The organism is Pseudomonas sp. SG-MS2 (assembly GCF_009933855.1).
GTDB lineage: Bacteria > Pseudomonadota > Gammaproteobacteria > Pseudomonadales > Pseudomonadaceae > Aquipseudomonas > Aquipseudomonas putida_E.
Genome location: NZ_MOMO01000114.1, coordinates 1 through 12,289 on the forward strand (window position 1 = coordinate 1; position 12,289 = coordinate 12,289).

Genomic DNA, 12,289 nt, shown 5'->3' on the forward strand with positions numbered 1-12,289 from the left:
GCCACCAATGGTGATGTTGCCCACCACGATGACCGGTACCGGGGCGCGGTAGCTGGCGCTTTCGCCACTGAGAAACCGTGCGCGCTTGCGCGTCACTACCCGCCGGTAAAGCGCCTCGAGCGGGCGCAGCAGGGCAAGGGCCGGGTGCCCGGCGTACCAGGCGGCTAGCAGACGGTCGGCGAGCGCCATCAAGGTGTCCCCTGGGCGGCCTCGACGGTGGTCATGCGCAGCTGGCTGAAACCGAGCTTGCCGGCGGCATCCATCGCAGTGATCACGGCCTGGTGCGGGGTCTTGCCATCAGCACTGATGGCCAGCGGCAGCGTGTTGTCACCGCCCGATTCGCGCTGGATCGCCTCGGTCAGGGTCGCCAGGTCGCTCTTGGGCAACAGGTGATTGTTCACCGAATACACGCCGTCGGCACTGATGGTGACCTCCACCAGCTTTTCCGGGTCTGCGACGGGCTGTTCGGCGCTGACGGCCTCGGGCAGTTCCACACGCAGCTGGGTCTCACGGGTAAAGGTGGTGGTGACCACGAAGAACAGCAGCAGGACAAACACCACGTCGATCAACGACGCCAGGTTGATGTCGACGTTCTCCCGCTGGCGATTGCGCCGGAACTTCACGCCTTGCCTCCGGCCACTTCGACTTCGCGGTCGCCCTGGATGACCTCCACCAGCTTGATCGCCTCCTGCTCCATGCCCACCACCAGCTCGTCGATGCGGCGCAACAGGAAGCGGTGGAAGAACACTGCCGGGATGCCGACCATCAGGCCGGCTGCCGTAGTGACAAGGGCCTTGGAGATACCACTGGCCAGCACCGCCGCATTGGCGGTCATCTGCGACCCCATGAAGGCGCTGAAGATATCGATCATGCCCAGCACGGTACCCAGCAGGCCGAGCAGCGGGGCCATCGCGGCGATGGTACCGAGGGTGCTGATGTAGCGCTCCAGTTCATGGATGACCCGCGAGGCAGACTCCTCGATGCACTCTTTCATGATTTCACGGCCATGGCGCGAGTTGGCCAGGCCCGCAGCGAGGATTTCACCCAGCGGCGAATCGGCGCGCAGGGCCTTGAGCTTGTCACTGGTGAGCTGCTTGTCCTTGATCCACATCCACACCTGGCCCAGCAGGTGCGGCGGGGTAACGCGGCTGGCGCGCAGGGTCCACAGGCGCTCGACGACGATAGCCATGGCAGCGATGGAGCTCAGAATGATCGGCAGCATCATCCAACCACCGGACTTGACCAATTCCCACACAGTAAACGCCCCCTCGGAAAAAGGCCGCCACTCTAACATAGGCGCGCGGGGGGCTCATCTGCCGAAGGTCAGGGAATTGTGTGGCTATACCCAGGGCAGGCTCATCAACCATCACGGCGCGCTGCCCCGCCAAAAGCGCTTTTGCGCCCGCACCCCTTCCACTTCGCCATGGTTGCCCAGCAGCAACCGCAACGCCCCCTCTACCGCCGTATCGTGAATGGCCACCCCATGCCGCCGATACCGCTCGATCACCTGCACATGCGGATGCCCAAAACCGTTGTTACGCCCCCGCGAAATCAGCACGCCGCGCGGCGCCGTAGCGCGGATGAATGGCTCTGTCGAGGAACTGCGGCTGCCATGGTGGGGTGACTGCAGCCAATCGATACGTGGCGTCGCGTGGGCCGCCAACCACGCGCGCTCGGCGCCCGCCTCCATATCGCCTGCCAACAGCAGCCGCTCCCCCTGCGCCTCGACCAGCAACACGCAAGAGCGGTCGTTGCTGCTCTGCCCTTGGGCCCAACGCCACAGCGAAAAGCGCACGCCATCCCATTCCCACTGCTCATCACTGGCACAAGGCTGCAGTGCAAGGTCCTCGAGCACTTCGCCGCCCAGCACACGCAACACCGGCAACCCACGGTAGACAGCCGGCGCGCCACCTGCATGGTCGGCATGGGCATGGCTGATCAGCATGATGTCCAGGCGCTTTACGCCCAACTTGTGCAGGGTCGGCAACACCACCCGTTCACCCAGATCGCTATCGCCCCGCGCCGGGCCGGCGTCGTAAAGCAGGCTGTGGTTTTGCGTGCGCAGCAGTACCGCCAAGCCCTGCCCGACATCCAGCTGCCAGACCTCCACCTGCCCCTGCGGCACAGCCTCCCTGGGCACCCACAACGCCAGCAGCATCGCCCCGCCCAGGCTGCGCAGGGGCACGCCGGACGGCAGCAGCACCAGCAACGCCCCCAAACAGACCATCAGCCAGGCCCAGACCGGCAAAGCAGGCGGTATCCACGCCGGGCGCCAGTCCGCCACCCAAGCCAGCAACCGGAACAAGACATCCAGCAGCCCACCCGCCAACCACAACAGGCCTTCACCAACCCCTGCCAAGGGCAGCAGCAACGTTCCAAGCAGCGCCAAGGGCAATACCGCAAGGCTGACCCAGGGCACTGCCAGCAAGTTGGCCAGTGGCGCACTCAGGCTGACTGGCAAACCGGTGGCGATCAGTACCGGCAGCAAGCCGATGGCGATCACCCACTGGGCGCGGGTCCATCCTTGCCAAGGCCGCCAGCGTCCCAGACGTGAGCTGAAGCAGTAGACCAGGGTCGCCACTGCCGCAAACGACAACCAGAACCCTGGCAGCAGCGGCGCCAGGGGCTCAGCGACCAGCACCCCGATGAGGGCCAGCAGCAAAGGGAACAGCGCCCCAAGATGGCGAAAGCGCAGGCGCCAGAGCAGAACCACCGCCAGCATCAGGCAGGCGCGCTGCACCGGCACCCCCGCACCGGCCAGCCAGCCATAGGCCAGCGCCGCGCCCAGTGCCAGGCCGCACGCACACGGCAACCAGGGTAGCGCCCGAGGCCACAGGCCCCAGCGCGCCAGGCCGGCGACCAAGGCGTAAAGCAGGCCGGCGACCAGGCCGATGTGCTGCCCCGAGATCACCAACAGGTGTACCGTGCCCGTGGCCTGCAGCGCTTGCCAGTCCTCACGGGCCAGGCCGGCGCCATCGCCGAGCACCAACGCGACAAGGGCCGCTTCCCGGCCATGCGCGGCGACGCTCAACAAGCGCTGGCGCAGTGCGTCACGCCAACCCGGCTGCGCGGCGTCCAGCACATGGCCCGCCTTGACCGTACCAGTGGCGCCGATGCGCCTGGCCAACAACTGCGCCTCCCGGTCCGGACCATGCGGGTTGAGCAGCCCGGCCGGGCGCTGCAAGGTCGCGGCCAGGCGCCAGCGCTCGCCAGCCCGCACCGGCGGGCCATCGAACCAGTGCAATTGCAGGCGCTGGGGCAACGCAGCGCGGCGCGAGCGAGGTTGCTCCAACTCAAAGCGCACACCACTCAGCGTATGGGCCGGCAAGCCGACCACCCTGCCCTCCAGCCACAGCGTTCGGCCATCCAGGCCTGGGGCCAGGCGATCATCCAGTGCCTGCTGCGCCGACCAGCAAGCCCAGCACATACCCAGCACGCAGCAGCCCAGCGGCCACAGCCGTGTGCCCAGGCAAACCAGGCCGCCGCCGAGCAGCAGCCACAGCCACCCGACCGATGGCAATTCGGGGAGAACGCCCAGGCACAACAGCCCGAGCGCCAGCGCAAACATCCCTGTGCGCATGAGTTAGAGCTCCAGAAACGCAGTTACCCCTCAGGCATAGACGAAATGACGCCAAGGCTCGCTCAACAATTGTCACAAACTCTGAACAAGGCTGAGACGGAATCAAGGCATACTTCCCCGATGACCGCTCGGGGAGCCTACATGCCGCGCCGCCTTTTCAAACGCTACATGCCGGACCCGACCAGCATTCGGGAACACAAGTCCTTACGCTTTTTCGGCAAGTTGCTGCACGACCCGAATCTCTGGCACCTGAACCGCCACTCGGTGGCCCGGGCCATGGGTGTGGGCCTGTTCGCGGCGTTGATTCCCGTCCCCATGCAGATGCTGCTGGCGGCAGCGCTGGCAATACCGGTGCGTGGCAACCTGCCGATCGCCGTCAGCCTGGTATGGCTGACCAACCCGCTGACCATGCCGCCCGTGTTCTTCGTCACCTACATGACCGGCGCCTGGTTGCTGGGCACGCCGCCGCGCAGCCTGCCCGAAGACCTTACCTTCGAATGGATCACCGGCCAGCTGGCAACGCTCTGGCAGCCGTTCCTGCTGGGCTCGGTAGTGTGCGGTGTGGTGCTGGGCATCATCGCCTGGTTCACCACCCTTCTGTACTGGCGCTGGTGGATTGGCCGGCAATGGCGCCGGCGCAAGCACAGGGTCTCAGGCGCGCATGCCGCGGCCACTGACCAGCAGGCGGACGCACAGCGCGTAGAGCACTGCGGTGGCGACCAGCATGAAGGTGATCGCCGTACCAATGCTGATATCCGACACCCCTAGGATGCCGTAGCGGAACGAGTTGACCATGTGCAGCACCGGGTTGGCCAGCGACACGGTCTGCCAGAACGGCGGCAGCAGGTTGATCGAATAGAACACCCCACCCAGGTAGGTCAGCGGCGTCAGCACGAACGTCGGGATGATCGAGATATCGTCAAAGTTGCGTGCAAACACGGCGTTGACGAAGCCAAGCAGCGAAAAAATGGTCGCCGTCAGCAACACCACGACCACCGTCACGCCCAGGTGATGGACCTGCAGGTGGGTGAAGAACAGCGACAGGATGGTCACGATCACCCCCACCGCCAGGCCTCGCAGCACCCCGCCCAGCACGTAGCCGACCAGAATGATGTGTGGCGATACCGGCGACACCATCAACTCTTCGATCGAGCGCTGGAACTTGCTGCCGAAAAAGCTCGACACCACGTTGCCGTAGGAGTTGGTGATCACCGACATCATGATCAGCCCGGGAACGATGTACTCCATGTAGGTGAAGCCGCCCATGTCGCCGATCTGCCGGCCGATCAGGTTACCGAAGATGACGAAGTACAGGACCATGGTGATGGCCGGCGGCAGCAAGGTCTGCGGCCAGATACGCAGGAAGCGCCGCACTTCGCGGTAGACGATGGTGTTCAGGGCGACCCAGTTGGTGCGCAGTTCCACACTCATACGGCCACCTTCGACAGGTTCTTTTCAACCAGGGACACGAACAGCTCCTCGAGACGGTTGGTCTTGTTGCGCAGGCTCTGCACTTCGATGTTCTGCAGGGCCAGCTGGCCGAACAGCGCGGTAATGCCGATGTCCTTGTCCACTTGCACCTCAAGGGTATGGGGTGTCAGCAGGCGGCATGGGTAGCCCTGCAGCGTGGGCGCCTGGGCCAGGTCCTGCCTGAGGTCGAGGACGAAGGTCTCGACATGCAGCTTGCCCAGCAGCTTGCGCATGCTGGTGTTCTCGACAATCGTGCCGTGGTCGATGATGCCGATGTTGCGGCACAACTGCTCAGCCTCCTCCAGGTAATGCGTGGTCAGGATGATGGTGATGCCCTTCTGGTTGAGCTCGGTGAGGAAGCTCCACATCGAACGGCGCAGCTCGATGTCCACCCCCGCTGTCGGCTCATCGAGGATCAGCAGGCGCGGTTCGTGGATCAACGCCCGGGCGATCATCAAGCGGCGCTTCATGCCACCGGACAGCGAACGCGACTGCACGTCACGCTTGTCCCACAGCCCCAGCTGGGTCAGGTATTGCTCGGCGCGCTCCTTGGCCAGTTTCGGCGGGATGCCGTAATAGCCGGCCTGGGTCACGACGATGTCGAAGGTTTTCTCGAACTGGTTGAAGTTGAACTCCTGGGGCACCACGCCCAGGCAGCGCTTGAGCGCCGAGGGTTCGCGATCCAGGTCATGGCCAAACACGTTCACCGTGCCGCTGGTCTTGTTGACCAGGGTCGAGAGGATGCCGATGGTGGTGGATTTGCCGGCGCCATTGGGGCCCAGCAGGGCGAAGAAGTCACCTTCGGCGACGTCCAGATCGATGCCTTTGAGGGCCTGGAAGCCGTTGCCGTAGGTTTTGGTCAGCTGTCGGATGGACAGGGCAGAACTCATAGCGGGTCACGTACCGAGTGAAAAGGTCAGGACACGCCAGGGCAAGTCACTGGCGCAGTGAGTGCGGCCATGGTGCAAGGCCTGGCCGCACAAGTACAGTCATGTGTATTGATAGTGACTATCGAAGCAGGTTCAGGTCAGTGCCGTCATCACCGCCGCCTGGTAGGCCGGGCGTTGCTTCAGCCGCTCGTACCAGGCTTGCAGGTGGGGCATGGCCGGGCGCTCGATGGGCATTTCGAACCAGGCGTACACGAAGCTCCCCAGTGGGATGTCGCCCATGCCGATCTGGTCACCGGAAAGGTACGGTTGGTGCGCCAGGGTTTCATCGGCGATCGACAGCAACTGCGCGCACTGTTTGTGCGCGGCATTGATCGCGACCCAGTCGCGCTGGTCTTCGGGGGTGCGCAGCAGGCCCCAGAACAACGGGCGGAACGCCCCTGCAAAGGACGAGGTGGTCCAGTCCATCCACTTGTCCGCCAAGGCGCGCTGGCGCGGGTCTTTCAGGTACCAGCCCTGCTCTGCGCCGTACTCGGCGCACAGGTAGCGCACGATGGTGTTGGACTCCCACAGGGTAAGGTCGCCGTCTTCGAGCATGGGCACCAGGCCATTGGGGTTGCGGGTGCGGTAGTGCGGCTCGTTGACGACACCGAAGGCGCCGCCGGCGTCGATGGATTCGAAATCCAGGCCCAGCTCGTGGGCGATCCACAGCGCCTTGCGCACATTGCTCGAATTCTTGCGACCCCAGATCTTCAGCATGACGACGTCCTTATGAATGCGAAGGGGTGAGTCTACTCCAGGCCTCTGTCGCCTGCATCGGCGAGTGGGTCGATACAGACGAACAATGAGCTGAAACTCCCACAGCCACACCCTGTCACTGTTCTGATACTGCCGTTCACTGTGTTGCGTCTAAGCTCTGTGAGACGGCCCAAGCCCCTGGTTCCAAGGAGGAAGGATTATGTTGCTGTTGTGGTTGCTGGTCCTGGTGATCGGCACGGCGTACCTCACCCACCGGCGTCTGCCACCGCTGCAGATACTCGCCATCGTTGCCGGCTATACCCTGCTGATGGGCATCTTCAGCTCGGCGCCCGGCTGGCTGCTGGCGTTGATCTGGCTGGTTCTGGCCGCCAAGGCTGCCCTGCTGTTGCTACCCGAGTGGCGGCGCAAGGTATTCACCGGCCCTGTGTTCAAGTGGTTCCAGCGCACCCTGCCGCCCATGTCGCAGACCGAACGCGAAGCCATCGACGCCGGCACCGTATGGTGGGACGGCGAGTTGTTCAGCGGCCGCCCCGACTGGCGCACGCTGCTCGACTACCCTGCGCCAACACTTACCGAAGAAGAACAGGCCTTCATCGATGGCCCGACCGAGGCGCTGTGCGCGATGGTCAGCGACTGGCAAATCGGTCAGGATCTCGACCTGCCGCCCGAGGCTTGGGCCCATATCAAATCGCAGGGGTTCTTTGCCCTGATCATTCCCAAGGAATACGGCGGCAAAGGTTTCTCCGCTTACGCTCATTCTCAGGTCGCCATGAAGCTCGCCACGCGCAGTGGTGACCTAGCCTCCACGGTGATGGTACCCAATTCCCTCGGCCCGGCTGAGCTGTTGCTGCATTACGGCACCGACGAGCAACGCAACCACTACCTGCCACGCCTGGCCCGGGGCGACGACATTCCGTGCTTCGCGCTCACGGGCCCCCTGGCCGGCTCCGATGCAGGCGCAATGCCGGATACCGGTGTCATCTGCAAAGGCCAATGGCAAGGTGAGGAGGTCATCGGCCTGCGCCTGAACTGGGAAAAGCGCTACATCACCCTCGGCCCGGTCGCCACCCTTCTCGGCCTGGCCTTCAAGGCCTACGACCCGGATCACCTGCTGGGCGAAGAAGAAGAGCTGGGCATCAGCCTGGCGCTGATCCCCACCGACACGCCCGGTGTGGAAATCGGCAAACGCCACCTGCCACTGGGCGCGGCCTTCATGAACGGCCCCAACAGCGGCAAGGACGTGTTCATCCCGCTTGAATTTCTCATCGGAGGCCAGGCCATGCTTGGCAAGGGCTGGATGATGCTGATGAACTGCCTGTCGGTGGGCCGCTCCATCTCCCTCCCTGCTGTGGGCACAGGTGCTGCCAAATACACCAGCCTGGTCACCGGCCAGTACGCCAACATCCGCGAGCAATTCAATGTGCCACTGGCGGCTTTCGAAGGCATCCAGGAATCATTGGCGCGCATCGGCGGCAACGCCTGGCTGATGGACAGCGCCCGCCTGCTGACCGCCAAGGCCGTGGACCTTGGCGAAAAGCCTTCGGTGCTGTCGGCAATCCTCAAGTACCACCTCACTGAACGTGGGCGAGAATGCATCCAGCACGCCATGGACGTGCACGGCGGCAAGGGCATCATCATGGGCCCGAACAATTATCTGGGCCGCAACTGGCAAGGGGCGCCGATCTTCATCACGGTCGAGGGCGCCAACATTCTTTCGCGCAACTTGATGATCTTCGGCCAGGGTGCCATCCGCTGCCATCCGTTCGTGCTGAAAGAAATGGCTTTGGCTGGCCGTGATGACCGGGAGCAGGCTCTGAAGGAATTCGACGAACTGCTGATGAAACACATCATGTTCACCGCCGGCAACGCGGCCAGCACGCTGATCTTCAACCTGGGGCTGGGGCGCTTCGAGCCGGAGCCCGGTGATGCCTTGAGCCAAGGTTATTTCCGCGCCCTCAATCGCCAAGCCGCCGCCTTCGCCCTGCTGGCCGACCTGTCGATGATGCTGCTGGGGGGTGCGCTCAAGCGCCGCGAGCGCCTGAGCGCGCGCCTGGGCGATGTGCTCAGCTACCTGTACCTGTCCAGCGCCGCGCTCAAGCGCTACCACGACCTGGGCTCACCCGAGCACATGCAGCCACTGCTGCGCTGGGCCATGGAAGAAAGCCTGGGCCAGGCGGAAAAGGCGCTGGACCGGCTCCTCGACAACTTCCCCAACCGCTTTGTCGGTTGCGCACTGCGCGTGCTGGTGTTCCCCTTCGGCCGCCGTCATGCCGGGCCCAGCGATGAACTGGATGCCGAGGTGGCGGCGCTGATTGGCCGCAGCAAGGGCGACCCGGCACTGGAGGAGTTGCTCGCCGGCTGCTTCCGGCCGCAGGCCGAAGGTGACCCTGTGGCAGCATTGCAACGGGCCTGCAACCTGCTGGACGAAGCAGCGCCACTGCACAAATTGCTGCATCAGGCGATCAAGGAGGGCAAGGTACAGCCCGCACCTGGGCAGTCGGCCATCGATGCGGCAGTTCAGTGTGGTGCACTGCAAGTCGAAGAGGGACAACGCCTGCATGCAGCCGAAAAGGCACGCAGGGCCGTGATCGATGTGGATGCATTCGACAAGGAGCAATTACTGCCTGAACAAGGCAAGGTGCGCTGAATGCAGGGGGCCGTTTTGCGGCCCCCTGCCCACCGGCGTATACTCCGCCCCCGTTTCAACCACCTCAAGGACCATCCACATGGCCAACCCCCACCTGGAATACCACCTGCAACTGCTGAACCACCTGCGCACCATCCTGGTGGCGCTGGGTGAAGCCGACCAGGTACCGGAGGAAAGCCACGCTCTGTTCCTCGAACGCTTCGATGAACTGCTGACCCTGCTGCCGCAGGACCCGCTGCAAAGCCAGTACTTGGGCCAGGACCTAATCTGCCAGGTCATCCAGCGCTACCCACAGATCGCCCATCTGGTGCCACGCGACTTGCTATGGTTCTTCGCCGGCGACTGCTTGCACTTCATGCCTGATGAAGAGCTGGAACTGTATCAACGCCTTGAAGAGCGCCGGTACGAAGCCGAACAGAACGATGAGCCCTTCGACTGGCACCAGGAGAAGCAACTGCTCAATGGGCAACCGGGCAGCCAACACTAGATTGGGCTGGCCCGGGGGGCAAAGTCGAATGTGGCAAAACGCTTCAGGCTTGTTGTAGCCGCATTACATCGCGCAGAGACAGCAGCGGCATAGGAATGATCGTTACCGCGAATCGCCATTCAGTGTCTACACGAAGATCTTCAGCCATCAGGATTGTCACAGGAGTTGGTGCTGCCGACAGGGGTGTGAATATCCCTTGCGTCGATACCTCACCGTTGCCAGCAAGGATATGCCACTTGACATGCTCCGGCTGTAACACCGCCTCCTCCTGATAGCGGTTGAAATAGCAACAACTCAAGCGTAAAGCGGCGCCCTCAGCGTGAAATCTGATGAAGTGAGTCGGCCCAACGAATGTCGTGACGTAAAGTGCTGAGGCCGAGGCTCCTCCTCCAGCAGCCGTCACCACATCGGTGCGCGCAGGTAGCAACGAATAGCTTGATTTCAAAACAGCGGGGATCAGCGTTTCCCCCGGCTCGCTGAACAAGATGCCAGGCGGCTTTGTTGCGGGCTCATAAAAGTGATCGCTGCCTTCTTTGACAATACGTCCACCTGCATCACCCGCCACACTCCAGACCGCACCGGGTACGGGAGTGCCGACAAACCCCAATTGCTGCCTTAGCTCACCGGCGGGAAAAATCCGTGCCTGCGGAGCGATTTTGTGCACTGTACCAGCACTCGCAACCGTTGAGGGATTCCACGGCCTTTCAGGGCCGACCTTGTAGTTGCTTAGCCACCCCGTGGAGAGCTTCGTTCCTCCATCAGGTACGCAGGCGCCCGGTGGCGTAACCAGATGGCTGAACCACGCATTGTCTGCGGGGGGGGAACCTGCAGAAACTTCTGGAAAATTGGTTTGTGAAAACTGCGCAGACAAGACTGTCTGCACTTCAGGCGTAGGGGCCTGTAGCCTCCGACCTGCAAGGTTTTTGTATGCTTGAGGTTGTTGATGAAACAGGAAATGCCGATCTGCCAGACTCTCAGTCGTCAACATGTAAATGTAGAGGTCCTGAAGCCGCGAATCGACAGCCCGCGGCATCATCGCGATTTCAATTTTTTCTTGCCGATCATAATAATCCTCATACTCCGCAGGCACTGCTGTAGGGATTCTGGACTCCTTTGGGTAGTAATAGGCGTAACTGGCGTCCCCGTTCCATTCGAGGCTCAGCACACTTTGATCTTGCGCACGGTACCTGAGGTAGCTGCTAGCGAGAGGCAGCGTCACCCTCAGCCTCGCAGCGGGGAGCGGTACCTCGGTCAACCGAAGGATCTGCTCGTCACCCCTATTACCGAGCTTCTTGGTGTCGGCGACAACGTCATACGCCGGGTACAGATTAACTTCGCTATAAACATTGCCCGTCGCAATAATTTCAATGCGCGAAAACTTTCTCATCGTCGTCTCCATGATCCCGCCCGGCATAGGCGTGACCGTAACAATCGACTCGATCAGAAAGTCATCATGATTGACATCTCTCCACAACGCATTGGCAGTGGACAGGTCCATCCACATGGACAGTAGCACTGAGCCCCCAGAGGCTGGATCAGCATCTTCATCGATTACATTTTTCATATACGCACCCCGTCTACGAATAATTCTTTATTGAACATCTTTGAACAGGGTTCTGAAAACTGGCATTTTTGTCAGTTGTCTTGATCGTTGAATTAACCATTCTTATACAGAGTTCAGTAACGACATGCTTGCCGGTTCGCTGGGCGCTACATGATCAACCGCCAAGGTGATGAATTTACCTGAATATCATCAGACTTTTCCTACGCCGTTCCATTGCTTATCGACCTAAACTTCGCGCCCTGCCGGTCCAGTTGTTCGGCAGAAACTCAAAGGACGAGAACGTCCTGCTTACAACTGTTCCACAGTGGGGTTCAACATGAAAAAGACGCTCATCACGCTTGCCATCGGGCTTGGCCTGGCCAGCAACGCAGCATTTGCCAATACCGGTTCGATCAATTTCTACGGCCAAGTCCATGCCGGTACCTGCCCGATCCAGATCATCGACCCATCAACAGGTCTGCCGGTGGCCCGCATCAACATGGGTAACGTCAACGTTTCGCAGTTCACCGCCATAGGTGATGAGGCCGCCTCGCGCGCCTTCGGCATGCGTGTCACCCCAGGAGGCGGCTGCGTCGTCACCGCAGGCACCAGCGCCAAGGTCACCTTCACCGCAGCCTACGGTGGCGCTGGTACAGGTGGTGCGTTGTATGCGCTGGAGCCAGGTGGGGCCAACAACCTGGCCTTGACCATCAAGGACAATACTGGCGCACCGGTGGTCAACGGTACGCCTTCCAAGGATTACCCGCTGGATGACACGAACCCCACCACCATGATCTTCTCTGCGGCATACAAATCCATCGGCACCGGCGTCACCGCCGGTACCGCCAATACCGATGTGCAATTTCTTGTCGACATCCCATGAGATAGCGCCCCGGGCGTGCTGAAGCCGCCTGGG

At 62.1% G+C, this 12,289-nt stretch carries 12 protein-coding genes; 4 read left to right on the forward strand and 8 right to left on the reverse strand.

Features of this window, described 5'->3' with window-relative positions; translation table 11 throughout:
- The 4 genes from BLX42_RS09130 to BLX42_RS09145 all read right to left on the reverse strand — a co-directional run.
- On the reverse strand, positions 1–189 hold a 189-nt coding region (locus BLX42_RS09130; RefSeq protein ID WP_178110727.1), incomplete at its 3' end, for a tetraacyldisaccharide 4'-kinase.
- A complete protein-coding gene (locus BLX42_RS09135; RefSeq protein ID WP_012313421.1) occupies positions 189–623 on the reverse strand; it encodes a biopolymer transporter ExbD in 435 nt (144 codons plus the stop codon). The genes BLX42_RS09130 and BLX42_RS09135, both read right to left, overlap by 1 nt.
- Entirely contained in the window at positions 620–1,255 is a 636-nt protein-coding gene (locus BLX42_RS09140; protein WP_039601022.1) for a MotA/TolQ/ExbB proton channel family protein, read from the reverse strand. The genes BLX42_RS09135 and BLX42_RS09140 overlap by 4 nt, the downstream gene beginning before the upstream one ends.
- A gap of 111 nt (positions 1,256–1,366) precedes the next feature.
- Positions 1,367–3,580, reverse strand: a complete 2,214-nt coding sequence (locus BLX42_RS09145; protein WP_161871629.1) for a DNA internalization-related competence protein ComEC/Rec2 — start codon at positions 3,578–3,580, stop codon at positions 1,367–1,369.
- 141 nt (positions 3,581–3,721) lie between these two features.
- Between BLX42_RS09145 and BLX42_RS09150 the strand changes: the two genes are divergently transcribed.
- Positions 3,722–4,348, forward strand: coding sequence for a DUF2062 domain-containing protein (locus BLX42_RS09150; RefSeq protein ID WP_119688512.1), 627 nt, complete (start codon positions 3,722–3,724; stop codon positions 4,346–4,348).
- On the opposite strand, the gene BLX42_RS09155 is transcribed toward BLX42_RS09150, so the two are convergent.
- The 3 genes from BLX42_RS09155 to BLX42_RS09165 all read right to left on the reverse strand — a co-directional run bounded on the left by BLX42_RS09155 (position 4,232) and on the right by BLX42_RS09165 (position 6,696).
- A complete protein-coding gene (locus BLX42_RS09155; protein ID WP_012313417.1) occupies positions 4,232–5,011 on the reverse strand; it encodes an ABC transporter permease in 780 nt (259 codons plus the stop codon). The genes BLX42_RS09150 and BLX42_RS09155 overlap by 117 nt on opposite strands.
- Positions 5,008–5,940, reverse strand: a complete 933-nt coding sequence (locus BLX42_RS09160) for an ABC transporter ATP-binding protein (RefSeq protein ID WP_039601023.1) — start codon at positions 5,938–5,940, stop codon at positions 5,008–5,010. The genes BLX42_RS09155 and BLX42_RS09160 overlap by 4 nt, the downstream gene beginning before the upstream one ends.
- A 132-nt stretch (positions 5,941–6,072) precedes the next feature.
- Positions 6,073–6,696 (reverse strand): glutathione S-transferase, encoded by a 624-nt coding sequence (locus BLX42_RS09165; RefSeq protein ID WP_046786572.1) that lies wholly within the window; start codon positions 6,694–6,696, stop codon positions 6,073–6,075.
- 199 nt (positions 6,697–6,895) lie between these two features.
- Here BLX42_RS09165 and BLX42_RS09170 point away from each other — a divergent pair, with 199 nt between their 5' ends.
- The gene (locus BLX42_RS09170; protein ID WP_161871630.1) at positions 6,896–9,343 is read left to right on the forward strand and encodes an acyl-CoA dehydrogenase; all 2,448 of its coding nucleotides are present in this window, start codon (positions 6,896–6,898) and stop codon (positions 9,341–9,343) included.
- 79 nt (positions 9,344–9,422) lie between these two features.
- The gene (locus tag BLX42_RS09175) at positions 9,423–9,830 is read left to right on the forward strand and encodes a PA2817 family protein (protein ID WP_039601026.1); all 408 of its coding nucleotides are present in this window, start codon (positions 9,423–9,425) and stop codon (positions 9,828–9,830) included.
- Between the two features lie 43 nt (positions 9,831–9,873).
- On the opposite strand, the gene BLX42_RS09180 is transcribed toward BLX42_RS09175, so the two are convergent.
- Positions 9,874–11,394, reverse strand: coding sequence for a hypothetical protein (locus tag BLX42_RS09180; protein ID WP_161871631.1), 1,521 nt, complete (start codon positions 11,392–11,394; stop codon positions 9,874–9,876).
- 316 nt (positions 11,395–11,710) lie between these two features.
- On the opposite strand from BLX42_RS09180, the gene BLX42_RS09185 reads away from it, so the two are divergent.
- Positions 11,711–12,256, forward strand: coding sequence for a fimbrial protein (locus BLX42_RS09185; protein WP_046786701.1), 546 nt, complete (start codon positions 11,711–11,713; stop codon positions 12,254–12,256).
- Positions 12,257–12,289: the final 33 nt, after the last annotated feature.